Annotated in this window: 17 protein-coding genes and 1 pseudogene; 14 read left to right on the top strand and 4 right to left on the bottom strand. The window is 72.0% G+C overall.

Annotated features, from left to right (window positions below; genetic code table 11):
- Positions 1-14: 14 nt before the first annotated feature.
- The 8 genes and pseudogenes from MZC64_RS32970 to MZC64_RS32935 form a co-directional block, all read left to right on the top strand.
- Positions 15-668: pseudogene (locus MZC64_RS32970) on the top strand (ATP-binding cassette domain-containing protein); the annotation flags it as partial.
- Between the two features lie 62 nt (positions 669-730).
- Positions 731-1468, top strand: coding sequence for an ABC transporter permease (locus MZC64_RS32965; RefSeq protein ID WP_247763470.1), 738 nt, complete (start codon positions 731-733; stop codon positions 1466-1468).
- Between the two features lie 14 nt (positions 1469-1482).
- Positions 1483-2568 (top strand): sensor histidine kinase, encoded by a 1086-nt coding sequence (locus MZC64_RS32960; RefSeq protein ID WP_247763469.1) that lies wholly within the window; start codon positions 1483-1485, stop codon positions 2566-2568.
- A complete protein-coding gene (locus tag MZC64_RS32955) occupies positions 2568-3251 on the top strand; it encodes a response regulator transcription factor (protein ID WP_247763468.1) in 684 nt (227 codons plus the stop codon). Before MZC64_RS32960 ends, MZC64_RS32955 begins: the two co-directional genes overlap by 1 nt.
- Before the next feature lie 38 nt (positions 3252-3289).
- Positions 3290-4204, top strand: a complete 915-nt coding sequence (locus MZC64_RS32950) for a ribonuclease Z (protein ID WP_247763467.1) — start codon at positions 3290-3292, stop codon at positions 4202-4204.
- Between the two features lie 14 nt (positions 4205-4218).
- Positions 4219-5388: a lycopene cyclase family protein gene (locus MZC64_RS32945; RefSeq protein WP_282106271.1), complete on the top strand. Its 1170-nt coding sequence runs from the start codon at positions 4219-4221 to the stop codon at positions 5386-5388.
- A 98-nt stretch (positions 5389-5486) separates the two neighbouring features.
- A complete protein-coding gene (locus MZC64_RS32940; protein WP_247763466.1) occupies positions 5487-7193 on the top strand; it encodes a GGDEF domain-containing protein in 1707 nt (568 codons plus the stop codon).
- Positions 7194-7341: 148 nt separating this feature from the next.
- Positions 7342-7488, top strand: a complete 147-nt coding sequence (locus tag MZC64_RS32935; RefSeq protein ID WP_185003671.1) for a hypothetical protein — start codon at positions 7342-7344, stop codon at positions 7486-7488.
- Positions 7489-7495: 7 nt separating this feature from the next.
- Here the strand turns inward: MZC64_RS32935 and MZC64_RS32930 are convergent, their stop codons facing one another.
- Together MZC64_RS32930 and MZC64_RS32925 are read right to left on the bottom strand one after the other, a co-directional pair.
- Positions 7496-8128, bottom strand: coding sequence for an N-acetyltransferase (locus tag MZC64_RS32930; protein WP_247763465.1), 633 nt, complete (start codon positions 8126-8128; stop codon positions 7496-7498).
- A gap of 5 nt (positions 8129-8133) precedes the next feature.
- A complete protein-coding gene (locus tag MZC64_RS32925) occupies positions 8134-8982 on the bottom strand; it encodes a PhzF family phenazine biosynthesis protein (protein ID WP_247763464.1) in 849 nt (282 codons plus the stop codon).
- Between the two features lie 84 nt (positions 8983-9066).
- Between MZC64_RS32925 and MZC64_RS32920 the strand changes: the two genes are divergently transcribed.
- The 5 genes from MZC64_RS32920 (at position 9067) to MZC64_RS32900 (ending at position 13043) form a co-directional block, all read left to right on the top strand.
- Positions 9067-9960 (top strand): LysR family transcriptional regulator, encoded by an 894-nt coding sequence (locus MZC64_RS32920; protein ID WP_247763463.1) that lies wholly within the window; start codon positions 9067-9069, stop codon positions 9958-9960.
- Between the two features lie 9 nt (positions 9961-9969).
- A complete protein-coding gene (locus MZC64_RS32915) occupies positions 9970-10713 on the top strand; it encodes a glycerophosphodiester phosphodiesterase family protein (RefSeq protein ID WP_247763462.1) in 744 nt (247 codons plus the stop codon).
- 16 nt (positions 10714-10729) lie between these two features.
- The gene (locus tag MZC64_RS32910) at positions 10730-11254 is read left to right on the top strand and encodes a DUF4231 domain-containing protein (RefSeq protein ID WP_247763461.1); all 525 of its coding nucleotides are present in this window, start codon (positions 10730-10732) and stop codon (positions 11252-11254) included.
- Positions 11255-11340: 86 nt separating this feature from the next.
- Complete coding sequence (locus MZC64_RS32905) at positions 11341-11961, top strand: hypothetical protein (RefSeq protein WP_247763460.1); 621 nt, start codon at positions 11341-11343, stop codon at positions 11959-11961.
- Positions 11949-13043, top strand: a complete 1095-nt coding sequence (locus MZC64_RS32900) for a hypothetical protein (protein ID WP_247763459.1) — start codon at positions 11949-11951, stop codon at positions 13041-13043. Before MZC64_RS32905 ends, MZC64_RS32900 begins: the two co-directional genes overlap by 13 nt.
- Positions 13044-13108: 65 nt before the next feature.
- Here the strand turns inward: MZC64_RS32900 and MZC64_RS32895 are convergent, their stop codons facing one another.
- Positions 13109-13972, bottom strand: coding sequence for a family 16 glycosylhydrolase (locus MZC64_RS32895; protein ID WP_247763458.1), 864 nt, complete (start codon positions 13970-13972; stop codon positions 13109-13111).
- Positions 13973-14136: 164 nt separating this feature from the next.
- On the opposite strand from MZC64_RS32895, the gene MZC64_RS32890 reads away from it, so the two are divergent.
- A complete protein-coding gene (locus MZC64_RS32890) occupies positions 14137-14361 on the top strand; it encodes a hypothetical protein (protein ID WP_247763457.1) in 225 nt (74 codons plus the stop codon).
- An 11-nt stretch (positions 14362-14372) separates the two neighbouring features.
- Here MZC64_RS32890 and MZC64_RS32885 read toward each other — a convergent pair whose 3' ends face one another.
- Complete coding sequence (locus MZC64_RS32885) at positions 14373-15395, bottom strand: helix-turn-helix domain-containing protein (RefSeq protein ID WP_247763456.1); 1023 nt, start codon at positions 15393-15395, stop codon at positions 14373-14375.
- Positions 15396-15403: the final 8 nt, after the last annotated feature.

Raw genomic sequence — 15403 nt, 5'->3', positions numbered from 1 at the left:
CTAACCTCAGGGCCATGATCCAGCTCGACCGACTGACCAAACGCTACGGCGGCGCCACCGTCGTGCAAGACCTGTCCGCCACCATCCGGCCCGGCCGGGTCACCGGTTTCCTCGGCCCCAACGGCGCCGGCAAGTCCACCACCCTGCGCATGCTGCTCGGCCTGACCCGGCCCACCAGTGGCCGCGCCACCGTCGGCGGCCGCCGCTACCCCGACCTGCCGGACCCGCTGCGCCGGGTCGGCGCACTGCTGGAAGCCACCCCGGTGCACCAGGAACGCACCGCCCGGCAACACCTGCGCGCCCTGGCGCACACCCACGGCCTGCCCGACTCCCGGGTCAGCCAGGTGCTCACACGCGCCGGGATCGACACCGCCGCCGACCGCCGGGCCGGCCGCTTCTCCCTCGGCATGCGGCAACGCCTGGGCATCGCGGGCGCGCTGCTCGGCGACCCCGCCGTGATCGTCCTGGACGAACCCACCAACGGCCTCGACCCGGACGGCGTGCACTGGCTCCGCCTGCTGCTGCACGAACTGGCCGCCCAAGGCCGCACCGTGCTCGTCTCCAGCCACCTGCTCAGCGAGATGGCGCTGACCGCGCACCACCTCCTCATCCTCGGCCGCGGCCGGCTGCTGGCCGACGCCCCACTCACCGACCTGCGCGCCGCCGACGGCTCACTGGAACCCGCCTACCTGGCCCTGACCAGGGACTCGGTCGAGTTCGGGGAGGTCCGGTGATCACCTTCCCCCGGGTGGTCCGCAGCGAGTGGACCAAACTCCTGTCCACCCGCTCCGCCTGGCTGGTGCTGCTCGGCCTGCCCCTCGCGCTGACCCTGCTGGCAGGCACGATCGGCTGGCAGCAGCGACACCGCCCGGCCACCCTGACCGAGGCGATCGGCGGCGGCTTCCTGTTGTACGCCTTGACCTTCGGCATCTTCGGCGTGCTCACCATGGCCGGCGAGCACAGCTCCGGACTGATCCGCACCACCCTGCTGGCCGTGCCGCGACGACTGCCGGTGCTGTGGGCCAAAGCAGTGGTCCTGGTCGCCGCGACCCTGCCGGCGCTGCTCGCCGGCTACCTCGGCGCTTTCCTGGCCCACCAGGCCTTCGCCACCAGGCCGCTCTCCCTCGGCGATCCTGGGGTGCTGCTCGCCATCCTCGGCGCGGCCGAGGCCACCGTGCTGTGCGCGGTGTTCGGCCTGGCCGTGGGCACCCTGATCCGCGGCCTGGCCGGGGCGATCGGCGTGTTTGTCCTCGGCCTGGTCGTGCTGCCACAGGCGCTGCTCGGCGCGCTGCCCGCCGACCTCCAGGACACTGTGCTGCCCTACCTGCCGACCTTCGCCTTGCAGGCCATGTTCGCCACCGGAACCGGGCCGCTGCTGTCCCCCGGCTGGGGCACCGCGGTCGGACTGGGCTGGGCCATACTCCTGCTCGGAGGCGCCGCCGCGATGCTGCGCCGCCGCGAACTGTGACCGGGGGGCACACCATGGATCGACCACGACGCACCGACGCCGGACTGGCCGCGCTCGCCGCCGCACTCGTGCTGCCGGTGACCCTCGGCGGCGACCAGGCGCCCGGCGTGCTGGAGCACAGCACCGGCGTCACCGACCTGGGCTGGCTGTTCTTCGCCGCCGTGCACCTCCCCCTGGTGTGGCGACGACGGGCGCCGCTGACCGTGTTCTGGGTGGTGGCCGCGATCGCGGTGCTCAGCATGCTGGCCGGGTTCACCGGGGTGTTCCTGGTGTCCGCGCCGCTGTTCGCGGTCTACGCGGTGGCCCGGCACCGGCCGACACCCCACCTGTGGGCCCCGGTCGCGGTGTTCGTGCTGGCGCTGGGCTGGGCCTGGGTGACCAGCCCGCCGCCGACACCGGTGCTGATCGGCATCCTCTCCGTGCTCACCGCCACCGCCCTGCTCGGCCTCAGCCAGCGCAGGCACCAGGACTACCGGCGGCAGCAACTCGAACACCAGGCCCGCACCGCGGCCACCGCCGAACGGACCCGGATCGCCAGGGAGGTGCACGACATCGTCGCGCACAACCTCGCGGTCATGGTCGCCCTCGCCGACGGCGCGGCCGCCGACCCGGCCAACGCCCCGGACCTCCTGGCCAAGACCTCGGCCACCGGCCGGGCCGCCCTGGCCGACATGCGCCGCCTGGTCGGCCTGCTCCGCGAAGGCGAGCAACCCCTTGCCCCACAACCGGGTCTGCCCGATCTGCCGGACCTCGTGGACCAGGTCCGGGCCGCCGGACTGCCGGTGGAACTGCACCAGGAAGGCTTGCCGGACAAGGACAATCCCGGCATCGGCCTGGTCGTCTACCGGATCACCCAGGAGGCCCTGACCAACACCCTGCACCACGCGGGCGCCGGCGTGCGCGCCCAGGTCCGGTTGCGCCACACCGACACCGAGGTCGAACTGGAGATCACCGACACCGGCGCCGGACAGCCCGGCGACGGCGGGCACGGCCTGGCCGGGATCGCCGAACGCGCCGCCGCCTATGGTGGCACCGTCAGCGCCGGACCCGCGGCCGACGGCGGCTGGCGGGTGCACGCGCGCCTGCCCTGGGAGGTCTGATGGTCGGCGTGCTGCTGGTGGACGACCAGCCGTTGCTACGCCTGGGATTCCGCTCCGTGCTCACCCCCGAACCCGACCTCGACGTGCTCGGCGAGGCCGGCAGCGGCGCGGAGGCGATCACCCTGACCAGGACACTGCGCCCGGACGTGGTGCTGATGGACGTGCGCATGCCCGGCATGGACGGCATCGAGGCCACCCGCCGCATCATCGCCGACGGCTCCCCCGCCAAGGTGCTCGTGCTGACCACCTTCGACCTGGACGACTACGTCTACGCCGCACTGCGCGCCGGGGCATCGCGCCAAAAAAACAACCCCAGCCTGCTCAAGGACGCCGCCCCCGCCGAACTGCTGCACGGCATCCGGGTGGTCGCCGCCGGGGAATCCGCACTGGCCCCGGCGGTCACCCGGCGGCTGATCGCCCGCTTCGCCGACCACCTACCCCTGCCCGAACGACCCGACCCCCTCGCTACGCTGCCCGACCCGCTCACCGGCCGCGAACACGAGGTGCTGCGCGCACTCGCCAGGGGACTGTCCAACCGGGAAATCGGCGCCCGGATGCACCTGTCCGAACTCACCGTCAAAGTGCACGTCGGTCGCATCCTGACCAAACTCGGCCTGCGCGACCGGGCCCAGGTGATCGTCTTCGCCTACGAGCACGGCATCGTCCGCCCCGGCCGCGAATAGACGTGCCCGCGCCGGATCGCCCGCCTACAGTCGCCACCGTGTCGAACCGCGAGCTGATCGTCCTGGGCACCGCCAGCCAGGTGCCCACCCGGGTGCGCAACCACAACGGCTACCTGCTGCGCTGGGACGACCAGGGCTTCCTGTTCGACCCCGGCGAGGGCACCCAGCGGCAGATGGTCCACAGTGGAGTCCCGGCCAGCGCGATCACCCGGCTCTGCCTGACCCACTTCCACGGCGACCACTGCCTCGGCGTGCCCGGCATCGTGCAACGGCTGTCCCTGGACAAGGTCCCGCATCCGGTGCACGCGCACTACCCGGCCTCCGGCGCCGCCTACTTCCACCGGCTGCGCTACGCCGCCGCCTTCCACGAGACCGCCGACCTGCGCGAGGAACCGATCACCGGCGACGGCGTGCTGGCCACCGGCGGCTTCGGCGCCCTGGAAGCCCGCCGCCTGGCCCACCCGGTCGAGGCCTACGGCTACCGCCTGGTCGAACCCGACGGGCTGCGCATGCTCCCGGACAAACTGGCCGCAGCCGGGATCAGCGGCCTCCAGGTCCGGAAACTCCGCCGGGAAGGCCACCTCGACCTCGACGGCCGCCGGGTCGACCTGGCCGAGGTCAGCGTGCCCAGACCCGGGCAGAAATTCGCCTTCGTGATGGACACCGGGCTGTGCGAGAACGTGTTCGCGCTGGCCAAGGACGTCGACCTGCTGGTCATCGAGTCCACCTTCCTGGACACCGAGGCCGAGCTGGCCGCCCAGGTCGGCCACCTCACCGCCGGTCAGGCCGGACGCGTCGCCACCGAATGCGGGGTCCGCAAGCTGGTCCTCACCCACTTCTCCCAGCGCTATCCCGATCTTGAGCTGTTCCGGGCCGAGGCGGCCAAGCACTTCGACGGCGAACTGGTGGTCGCCGCCGATCTCGACCGGATCGCGGTTCCCCCGCGGCGGTAGCGCATGATTCGCTGATGCACGTGCAGGACGTTGTGGTGGTCGGTGGCGGTCCGGCGGGATTCGCGCTGGCCGGAGCCTGTGCCCGGCTCGGCCTGAGCACCACGGTGCTCGACCCCGCGCCCGGACGGCCGTGGCGGCAGACCTACGCGGCCTGGACCGACGAACTGCCCATCGACCTGCCCGGCGCCGCCGTGCGCAACTGCCCCGCGCGCACCGTGGCCATCGCCGAGACCAGGCACGAACTCAGCCGCCGATACGCGCTGCTGGACAACACCGCGCTGCGCGACTACCTGCGCCACCCGGCGCTGACCGTGCGCCAGGGCTCGGCCATCACCGTCGCGCACACCCACGACGGCAGCCTGGTCCAGCTCACCGACGGCGGCGCACTCGCCGCCCGCCTGGTCGTGGACGCCACCGGCGACCGGCGCACCCTCTGCGGCGGACGGCCCCGGCGACCCGCCGCCGAACAGACCGCCTACGGCGTGCTGCTGCCCAGCGAGGCGGTCACCGCACTCGTGCCGGCCGGGGAAGCGGTGTTCATGGACTGGCGGCACGCCAGCAACGGACCCGCCGACTGGCCCACCTTCCTCTACGCCCAGCCCCTCGGCGACGGCCGCACCCTGATCGAGGAAACCTCCCTCGCCCGGCGGCCCGGACTCGGCTACCCCGAACTGCGCCGCAAACTCGCCGACCGGCTCGGCCAGTACGGGATCTCCTTGTCCGGCAACGAAACCCAGGAACGCGTCCGGTTCAGAGTGGACGATCCGCCGCCCAGCGTGCGCGGCCTGCTGCCCTTCGGCGCGGCCGCCGGACTGGTCCACCCGGCCACCGGATTCAGCGTGGCCACCGCCCTGGCCCTGGCGCCCAGGGTGGCCGAGGCGGTGCGCGCCGCGCTGCCCGCCGGACCGCACGCCGCGGCCGCCGCCGGCTGGCGGGTGCTCTGGTCCCCCGCGGCCAAAGCGGTGCACGCGTTGCGCCGCAGCGGCTTGCGCGTGCTGCTCGCGCTGCCCGCGGCCGATCTGCCCCGGTTCTTCGAGTTGTTCTTCGCCATGCCCGAATCCGACCAGGCGCACTACCTCTCCGGCCGGGAGGACGTGCGCGGCACCGCGGCGGCCATGGCCGGGCTGTTCAAGCACGCACCGTGGGGAACGCGCACGCGAATGGCGTTTCTTGGGCGGTTGTGAGCGGGTCTGCTCAGCCTATGAGACGAAGCGACACAGACTCTGTGAACTCCTGGTGAACGGGCTCCAAGTCTGGTGATTTTACCGGCACGATCGGCGACGTGCCCACGCTGCTGGACCAAGTGCATGTCGCCTTCCAGCCGCTGGTCAATACCAACACCGGCGGTGTGGTCGCGGTCGAGGCGCTAGCCCGGCCGCTACGGGGACACGTGCACGATCTGTTCCGCTCGGCGGCCGAAGCCGGCCGTCTCACCGAACTCGACATCGAACTGGCCGTGCTCGCCGTCCAGTTCGCCTCCGAGCACGAGACCCTGCTCCCGTTGCACCTCAACATCCTGGCCGACACCGTGGTCGAGGACCCGGCAGGCATGGAAGCGCTCTTCGGCGCGCTGCGCGCCACCGGCCGCCGCCCGCGCGAGGTCATCCTGGAGATCGGCGACCCGATCTCGCACCTGGACCAGGACCTCCTCCTGGAACGGCTGCGGCGACTGCGCACCATCGGCTTCCTGGTCGCCCTCGACGGCATCGGCGGCGGCGACATCCCGCTCACCTTCCTGCTCGACGTCCAGCCCAACCTGGTCAAACTCGACCGCGCGGTCCTGGCCGGCCTGCCAGAGGACAGCCGCAAACAAGCCCTCCTGGAAGGACTGGCGCACACCTGCAAACAGGCAGGCGCCACCGTGATCGCCCAGGGCGTGGAAACCCGCGAGCAGCTCCAGGCGGTGCGCGCGGCCGGGATCCACCTGGTCCAGGGCGACCTGATCGCCCCGCCCAGCCGCCGCCCCAACACCAGGGTCACCCTCTCCGCCGCGCTCAACGAACTCTCCGACGTCGGCGTGGTGCAACTCCCGGTCGCCACCGCGGGCCCGCGGATCACCGAATACCTGTGCCCCGCCACCATGCTCGCCGAGGACGCCACCGCGGACGCGGCCCGCAAGATCTTCGCCGATCGCCCGGACATCACCAGCATCGTCCTGGTCGACACCGAAGAACGTCCACTGTGGACAATCGACCGGAACCGGTTCCTGCTCGCCGTCACCGGCCCCTACGGCCACGCGCTGCACGCCAAGCGCCCGGCCTCCCGGCTGGCCGACGAACCGCGCGCGATGGGCACCAACGCCACCGCGATGGAAGCGCTGAACCTGATGTCCGGCGGCGCCTCCGACCGGATGTACGACGACCTGGTGGTCCTCGACGAGGCAGGCCGCTGTCTTGGTGTGGTCCGGCTCTCCGACCTGTTCCGCGGCATGGCCGAGATGAAGGTCGAACACGCCGCCGCGCTCAACCCGCTGACCCGGCTGCCCGGCAGCGACGCCATCGCCAGGGACCTGCGCCAGCGCATCACCACCGGCCAGATCTTCGCGGTCAGCTGGCTGGACGTGGACAACTTCAAGTGGGTCAACGACAACGCCGGCTTCGCCGCGGGCGACGACCTGATCCGCCACCTGGGCCGCGGCCTCACCGACGTGGCCGCCAGCCTGCGCCAGGCCTGCGTCGGCCATGTCGGCGGCGACGACTTCCTGGTCGTCTGCGAACTCGACGACCTGGTCCGCCTGGCCGGCGCGGTGCTGGACCCGGACCGGCGGGTCAACGGCCGCTCCATCACGGTCTCCATGGCCACCCTGGTGTGCGCGGCCGGCAGCGTGCTGGACCACCGGGAAACCTCCCGCCTGCTCGCCCCACTCAAACAACAGGCCAAGTCGTTGCGCGGATCCAGCTGGGTGCTCGGCCGCCCCGGCTCCACCCGCACCGACGTGCTGCGCGGCCAGCCCCCAGCCCCCGCCCCGACCATGCAACGCACCGGTTGACCCGATATTCACCCACCGCGACGCCGTGGTCGTGTACCGTGGCGGATGTCGGGAGTAGCAACTCCCCTTCTTCACGTCATCCGCGCCGAGCCAGCGTGAGCCCATTCAGGGGCCGTGGCCGAGGAGCGCGGGACAGATCGGAAACTCCATGTCAGTTCAGCACACCCTGTTCAGCCACCCGACCACAGACCAGCCGCACATCGCGGTGAACCTGGCCGAGTCCGGTCAGTGGGCGCACGACACCCTCTTCCACGAGCCGGTGATCCCCGCCCAGAACACTGAGCACAACTCCTGATCAACACCTACCTGACCAGCGCTGATACGAGCAGCGCCTCCGCGCCCAGCGGCAGGTAGCCCGCGGCCAGCACCGCACGCAGCGAGGCCGCGTTCCCCGGCGCCACCTGCGCCCACACCGGCTCACCCGCCGGGGTCAACGTCCGGGCCGCCGCGAACAGCGCCCGCCCCAGGCCTTTGCCCCGGAATCCCGGCTCCACCTCGGCCGCGACCTCCCAGCGTCCGCCGAGCCCGCGTCCCAGCAGCACCAGCCCGCCTGGGCAGGTCCACACCCGGACCTCGGCGCGGAACTCCTCGGCCAGCCGCACCCGCTCATGTGTGCGCGTATCGGCGGGCCGCAGTTCCAGTTCCGGCCTCCCGCGGACCGGTGGCGCGCACAGCACCGCGTCGATGTTGTTGACCTGCCTGCCGATCCGGCCGCACAACGCGGTCAGGAACGGCGGGTTCAACGGCGCGGACAGGTCATCCGCGGGCAGCTCGGCCCGCACCCAGTCCGGGTCCACATCGGCGAGGACCACGTGGTGGGCGGTGAAGGCCAGCACCGCGGGCACCCGTTCGGCGCCCTGCGGCAGCACCGTCACGCCACCGTCGGGCGGGGGCGGATCGCCGTGCGCGGCCCGCGTCAGCAGTTCGCTCAGCACGGTGCCTAGTGAACCGGATCGGGCAGTGGCACGGCCTGGCCGGTGACCCGGATCCGCGGATCGGCCGGATCGATCTCCACGATCAACAGGCTCGGCCGGCCCAGGTCCTCGCCCTGCCGGATGGTCAGCAGGGTCGGCCGGTCCAGGTTCGGCCGCAGGTAACCGCCCAGCGCCGCGGCCGCCGCGCCGGTGGCCGGGTCCTCCACCACACCGCCGACCGGGAACGGGTTGCGGGAGTGGATGGTGCCGTCCGGGGCGAAGTACACCAGCTGCAGCGTCACCCAGTTCTCCTGCCGCATCAGCGCGGCCAGCGGCTCGAACTCATACGACAGGCTGGCCAGGCGTTTGCGGGTGCGCGCGGCCAGCACCAGGTGGTGGCCGCCGCCGTAGGCGACCACCGGCGGGTGCGCCGGATCCAGGTCGCGGGGATGCCAGTTGAGGTAGGTCAGGGTCTCGGTGAGCAGCGCGGGCGCCACCGGCGTGAACCGGGTGGGCACGCTGGTCAGGGTGGCGCTGGCGACGCCGTCGGTGATCCGGGTGTGCACCGGCACCTCGCCCACCGGGGTGCCGAACGTGTAGTCGCCGGGGCCCTGGCGTTCGGTGAGCGCGACCGCGGTGGCCACGGTGGCGTGCCCGCAGAACGGCACCTCGGCCAGGGGGCTGAAGTAGCGGACCTCCGCCCGCCACGGGTCGATACCGGGCAGCACGAACGCGGTCTCGGAGTAGCCCAGCCGGGCGGCGGTGGCCTGCATCCGCGCGTCGGTCCAGCCCCTGGCGTCGAGGACGACCCCGGCCGGGTTGCCGCCGGCCGGGTCGGCGGTGAAGGCGGTGTAGCGCAACACTTCGTCGGTCATGGCGTTCAGCCTCGTCCCGGTTCGTCATGCTGTCCAACGATCGTTTCTCATTGTGCCGATCGAGTTTCGCGATAGGATTCCGGGGTGGACACCCGGCTGTTGAGCACCTTCCTCTCGTTGAGCCGCAATGGGAACTTCACCGCCACCGCCACCGAGCTGCATCTGGCCCAGTCCACGGTCACCGTGCAGATCCGCACCCTGGAGAAACAGCTCGGCACCCGCCTGTTCGACCGGCTGCCCGGCGGCGCCGAACTCACCGCCGCGGGCAGGCGACTGCTCCGCCCCGCCGAGGACCTGCTCACCGCCGAGGCCGCCCTGCACACCGCCGCCGGCGCGGACGGCCCGCCCAGCGGCGAGGTCACCCTGGCCGCCACCGAATCCCTGTGCGCCTACCGACTGCCGGAACTGATCACCGCCCTGCGCCGGGACCAACCGCGGATCGAGATCCATCTCCTGCCCGCGGGCACCGCGCTGGGCGCCCGGCTGCTGCACACCGGCCAGGCCCAGCTCGCCCTCACCTTGGACGCCACCCCCGCCCCCGAACTGACCACCGAACCCCTCGGCCAGGAACCGCTCACCCTGGTGTGCGCCCCGGAACACCGCCTCGCCGGCCGCACCCCCCGCTGGTCCCAACTGGCGCGCGAAAGCTTCTTCCTCCTGGAACAGGGCTGCTTCTACAGCGACCGCCTCGCCCACCGGCTCCTGTCCGTCCAGGACGCGGCCCCCCGGCTGACCCGCTTCGGCAGCATCGAGGCGGCCCGATCCTGCGTCGCGGGCGGCCTGGGCCTCGGCCTGTTCCCCACCATCGCCGTCCGCGACCTGCTCGCCACCGGCCGCCTGCTCGCCCTGCCGCTCCCGGCGCACGCCGAAGCCCCCGTGCTACTCACCCACGACCCCCGCCGCTCCCCCAGCCCGGCCACGCACGCCGTCGCGGCCGCCCTGCGCGCCCACTGGGCCGGCGGCAGGTCCACGCCCTAGCCTGAACCGATGGGCGACCTCCCGAAGTGGCTCACCGCCGTGCCCATCGCGCACCGCGGCCTCTACGACCTCGGCGCCGGCATCCCGGAAAACTCACTGCCCGCCTTCGAGGCCGCCATCCGCCAAGGTTTCCCCTGCGAACTCGACGTCCGGTTCAGCGCCGATGATCACCTGGTGGTCAGCCACGACGCCGACCTGCCCCGCCTCACCGGCGTCCCCGGCCCGGTCCGCGCGAAAACCGCGGTCGAACTCGGCGCGCTCCGGCTCAACGGCACCGACCACGGCATCCCCCGGCTCACCGAGGTCCTCGACCTGGTCGACGGCCGGGTCCCACTGCTCATCGAGACCAAACACGCGCACCCGCTCGACGGCCGCGGCATCGAGGCCGCGCTGCTGCGCCAGCTGCGTGGTTACCGCGGTGAGGTCGCGGTGCACTCCTTCGACCCGGTGGCCGTGTTCCGGTTACGCCGTCTGGGTGTCCGCGTTCCGCTCGGGCAGATCTCCGGACTGCTGCCCCGCGCCGATCCGGTCAGCCGGTTCCTTGGCCGCAGCCTCCTCGGCAACTTCGTGACCAGGCCGGACTTCCTCAGCCTCGAACTGGCCGCGCTGCCGTCCAGGGCCGCGACCTACTGGCGGGACCGCGGACGGCCACTGCTCGCCTGGCCGGTCGGTTCGGCCGCTCAGGCGAGAAGGGCTCAACAACTGGCCGACAACATCATATTCTCCGGGTTCGTCCCCTCCAGCGAGCATTGACACCAGGGCGGTACCGGTGGCCGGCAAAGACAAGTCCGCGACGAATCCCGACCACGGCGAGTACGGGCGGGTGGCCCGGCAGTATGTGATCGACCTGCGGGACCGCTACCGGTTCCGGTCCCGGTGGAACCGCCGGTTCTTCCGGTTCACCGGCATCCTGGTCACCGTGCTCAGCATCAGCCTGCCGCTGATCACGGTCATCTCCTTCCCGCAGAAGGACCTGACCATCGCGGTCATCGGCGTGGCCATCGCGCTGAGCACCGGCCTGCACTCCTTCTACCAGTGGGACAAGAACTGGGGCCTGCTGCGCCGCAGCGACTTCAAACTCACCGAGGCCTACTCGGCCTGGGAGCTGGAGATGCACCACGCACAGTCACTGGTGGACGGGCCGAACAAGGAGCAGCGCCGCTACGACGCGACGAAGGCCCTGCTCGACAAGGCCAGCGTGATCCGCGGCAAGGAATCGGAGAGTTACTTCGACGCCCTCCAGTTCCCCCAAAAGCCTGGCCCCACAGGGGAGAAAAAGCCGGACGGACAGTAACGCTGACCCTCGATCAGTCGATACTTTCTCCAACTTGACCCCCCGAAGGACTGAAAGGCTGCCCCCTTCGGTCTAGGCTGCGGGCCATGCATGAGGTTGCCGAGCTCGACTGTCACGAGCTGCTCCTCCGGCTGGCCGGCCGGCTCCCCGACGCCCAACTGTGGCGATTCCGGGACTGGCTCGCCAGCGGAGCGCAGGTGGTGCTGGCTAGGTCGCTGCCGGCCAGCCTGCTGCAACACCGGATCGCCCTGACCGAACGCGAACACCGGCTGCTGTCGGACTCGCTGACCCCCTACGGCGCGGACCGCGCGGCGCTGGCCGCGATCATGGTCGTGGACGAGGTGGGCCGCAGCGGGCACAAGTTCAGCCTGGACCACCCGGAGACGCCCAGCGGCAGCGACGCGGTGGCCGTGGTGCTGGCCGCCGCGCTGCGCAGCCGGGCCGGGGTGCGTGAGGTCCGCTGCACCTGGCGGCGCGGTCAGCGCCCCGGCGAGGTGGGCAAACGGGTTGTCCTGGTCACCGCGTCGGCCGAGCTGGCTGGTCTGACTGGTGAGGTGCAGCGGGTGCTGCGCGCACTCGGCGAGCACGAACCGTGCGTCGAGGTGCTGCCATCGGGGATGGAGCTTCCCGACTACCACCACGCGGCCTGGGAGGCCGCGGAGCTGGTGTGTGTCGGGGTCGAGGGAGGCGTGGCATGGACGGCATGACCCTGGCCGACCGGATTCACCAGCTGCTGCTGGAGCTGGCGGGCCGGATCGACGACGACGCGGTGCTGGCCGCCCGCGAGCACGCCGCGCTGCTGGAGTACGAGCGCGCCGCCGAGCTGATGCTGGGCGCGCTGCTGGCCGGGCGGATCTCGATCACCCCGGCCGAGCAGTACCGGCTGCGGCACGTGCTCGACGAGGTGCGCATCGACCCGGCGCTGGCCGACCAGGTGGTGGTCTCCGAGGTCCGCCTGGGCGACGGCCACCGGTTCAACAGCGGCAACGACCCCATCCCCGGCCTGGAGCGGGTGCTCTCCGGCGTGCTGCGCAGGCTGCCCGCGCTGCGCTCGGTGTGGGGCACCTGGCGGACCACCCCGGCCGGCGCGGCCGCGGGCGCGGTGCCGCACCAGGTGCTGCTGATGGAGATCGGTTCCGAGGGCTTCCCCTCGGCCGTGGTCTACCAGCTCAACCGGGCCATGCAGCAGGCAGGCGTGCGCTCCTCGATCGAGGTCTTCCGCACCGGCGAGGAACTGCCCGAGTACCACGAGAAGGCCCTGGCCACCGCCCGCCGGATCGACGTGCCCGGCTACGAGGCGGAGCCGATCCGGGAGCGACCGGTCGCCCGCCGCGCCCGCTCGGAACCTCCGCCGCCCCCGCCTGCCCCGTCCCCCGACGTCACCCAGATCGTGGTCACCCCCGATCCCCCGGCCATGGCCGACACCGAGCTGTCCCCGGTCCCGCCGCCGATGGTCCGCCCGGACGAGGACCCGGTGGCCACCACCACCATCCACGCGATGGACCCCATCCCGGCCGATGCGGACCTGGACGCCCCCCGGTCCACTCCCGCCATGGCCGAACTCCCGCCGCCGCCCGCGAGCGAACCGGCCACCAGCTCGGCCGAGGCCAAGCTGACCGACCGGGAACGCGGTCTGCTCCGCCAGCTGCACCAGGAACTGGCCGAACGCGAGCAGAAGCCCAAGGCCGCCAAACCGGGCCCGTGGCAGGTCGCCGGCCCCACCCCGATGGAGATCACCGGCCCCAACGGCTTCGGCCAGGCCAACGGCCACCCCAAGCTCGGCCACTGAACCACCCGCGACGGTGGGGCCTGCCGCGATATCCGCGACAGGCCCCAACGTTTGCCCTCAGCTGATCAACGCCACTCGAACACCCGCACATAGTCCACGCTCAACCGCTGCGGGAACACGGTGCTGCCGTCCGGGTTGCCCGGCCAGTTCCCGCCCACCGCGAGGTTGAGGATCATGAAGAACGGGTGGTCGAACACCCAGCGCCGCCCGCCCAGGTCGGCAGGGGTGCGCCGCTGGAACTGCTGGCCGTCGACGAACCACTTGATGTCGGTCGGCGACCACTCGATGGCGAAGGTGTGGAAGTTCTGCGAGTACGGCCGCCCGTCCGGCGAGGCCTTGGACGCCCCGATACCGCCGGAGCCGGAGTAGCCGGGTCCGTGCAGGGTGCCGTGCACGGTGGTGGGCTCCCTGCCGATGTTCTCCATGATGTCGATCTCGCCGCAGTCCGGCCAGCGCGTGCCCGGGAAGTTGTTGCCCAGCATCCAGAACGCGGGCCAGATGCCCTGGCCGTAGGGCAGTTTCATCCGCGCCTCGAACCGCCCGTAGGCCCGCTCGAACTTGCCCTTGGTGAGCAGCCGCGCCGAGGTGTAGTCGCAGGCCCGCCCGTTCCAGCACTGCCCGTGCGTCTCCCGCCGGGCGGTGATCACCAGGTTGCCCGCGCCGTCGGTGGCCGCGTTGGAGGTCCGGTCGGTGTAGTACTGCAGCTCGTTGTTGCCCCAGCCGTTGGCCTGGGCGTTGCCGATGTCGAAGTTCCACTTCCCGCGGTCCACCCCGGCCCCGTTGGGCCCGTTGAACTCGTCGTTCCACACCTGCACCCAGGCCGCGGGCGCGGCGCCGGCGGGTGCCACCGGAGCGGAGACGCCGACCGCGGCCAGGAGGGTGGCCAGCGCGACGGTGACACGCAGCCGTCGGCTCGTCCTCGTTGACATGCAGCCTCCAGTTGAGGTCAGGGCACTCCCCAGAAACGAGAGAGCGCTCTCAACATGGCGGCGGACACCCATGACAGCGGTTGGGGCATCCTGGTGTCAATCCCTCGGAGGTCTGTGGCTGCGTTGTCTGGCCGATGGCTGGACACAGGGTTGATACTGGGTGAATGCAACGTGGTCCTGACCTGCCGCCGCCGTCGGAACCCATCGACGTCGACGTCTACCAGCACCGGTGGCCGACCGGGGTGGAGAAGGCCGAGCTGTACGACGGGGTGCTGATCTTCCAGGGCCTGTTCGACGAGCGGGACGTGCAGATCGCGGCGCGGGCCTATCCGGGCCGCCGGGTGGTGCTGGGCAGCGACAACTGCCTTGAGGTGCACCCGGCCAACTGAGCCGGGCCGGTTCAGGCGGCCCCGGCGCGCAGTGTGTGCGAGGGCGGTCGCCCGTAGGTGCCGCGGTAGTACTCGGAGAACCGCCCCAGGTGCGCGAATCCCCACCGGGTGGCGATCTCGGTGATCGTCCCGGTGGCCCGTCCCGCGGCGATCTCCAGGAGTTCCTGGTGCACCTGGTCGAGGCGGACCCGGCGCAGGTGTTCCAGCGGGCTGATGCCGAGGTGTTCGCGGAAGCCGCGTTGCAGCTGGCGCACGCTGAGTCCGGCCGCGGCGGCCATGTGCGCCACCGAGATCGGTTCGTGCGCGTGTTCCTCGCAGTAGGTCATGGCCCGGCGCATCGAGCCGGGCGGGGCGGCCGCGGTGTGCCGGGTCAGCGTGCTGGTCAGCGCGTGCGGCTGGGCGTCCAGGAGGGCCTGGATGAGGAGTTGCTCGAAGTGGCGCAGGGCCAGGGGGGACTGGGCGAGCAGCTGGGCGTGCCGGGGGTCGGCCCAGCTGTTGACCAGGGCGAGCCAGGCCGCGGCGGCCGGCGCCTGGTGCCGGATCTCCGGGTCGAAGTGCAGCAGGCCGCGGGGTTCCTCGCCCAGGCGGACCCGCAGCGCGTCGGCGATCTTGGCGGGCGGGACGACCAGGTAGCGCAGCACGCTGCCGGGCGAGATCGCCTGGGTGAGGCGTTGTTCCGGGCCCTGGATGGTGTGGCCGGCGGCCAGGTCCTGGCCTTCCAGGTCGGTCCGGACGGTGCCCCGGACCTGCACCCGCACCACGTATCCGTCCGGCCTGCCCTGCCCGCCGAGTTCGTAGGCGGAGTCGCTGGCCACCTCGCTGAGCGCGGTGCCGATGCCGCCCAGGCGGTCCGGGTCGGGCAGGCCGGTGAGGTGGGTGGTCCAGAACCGGCCGGTGCGCCGGTCGGCCGAGCTGAGCCGGACCGGGTCGGGCGCGCAGTAGTCGACGTACATCGCGTACATGGCCTCGAAGTCGGCGCCGTCGAGGAACGCCTTGCGTCTGCTGGCAGAGAAGGGTTCGTCCGACAGGGTCACAGGCAGTC

The sequence above is a fragment of the Crossiella sp. S99.2 genome (assembly GCF_023094165.1).
Lineage (GTDB): Bacteria > Actinomycetota > Actinomycetes > Mycobacteriales > Pseudonocardiaceae > Crossiella.
The sequence above is the reverse complement of the archived record's forward strand: the minus strand, read 5'-3'. Positions and strand labels throughout refer to the sequence as shown.

Bases quoted from the DNA above. Each gene is read 5' to 3' on its own strand.
- MZC64_RS32960 (WP_247763469.1), top strand. From the start codon at position 1,483: ATGGATCGACCACGACGCACCGACGCCGGACTGGCCGCGCTCGCCGCC.
- MZC64_RS32955 (WP_247763468.1), top strand. From the start codon at position 2,568: ATGGTCGGCGTGCTGCTGGTGGACGACCAGCCGTTGCTACGCCTGGGA.
- MZC64_RS32945 (WP_282106271.1), top strand. From the start codon at position 4,219: ATGCACGTGCAGGACGTTGTGGTGGTCGGTGGCGGTCCGGCGGGATTC.
- MZC64_RS32935 (WP_185003671.1), top strand. From the start codon at position 7,342: ATGTCAGTTCAGCACACCCTGTTCAGCCACCCGACCACAGACCAGCCG.
- MZC64_RS32925 (WP_247763464.1), bottom strand. From the start codon at position 8,982: ATGACCGACGAAGTGTTGCGCTACACCGCCTTCACCGCCGACCCGGCC.
- MZC64_RS32915 (WP_247763462.1), top strand. From the start codon at position 9,970: ATGGGCGACCTCCCGAAGTGGCTCACCGCCGTGCCCATCGCGCACCGC.
- MZC64_RS32905 (WP_247763460.1), top strand. From the start codon at position 11,341: ATGCATGAGGTTGCCGAGCTCGACTGTCACGAGCTGCTCCTCCGGCTG.
- MZC64_RS32900 (WP_247763459.1), top strand. From the start codon at position 11,949: ATGGACGGCATGACCCTGGCCGACCGGATTCACCAGCTGCTGCTGGAG.
- MZC64_RS32895 (WP_247763458.1), bottom strand. From the start codon at position 13,972: ATGTCAACGAGGACGAGCCGACGGCTGCGTGTCACCGTCGCGCTGGCC.
- MZC64_RS32890 (WP_247763457.1), top strand. From the start codon at position 14,137: ATGCAACGTGGTCCTGACCTGCCGCCGCCGTCGGAACCCATCGACGTC.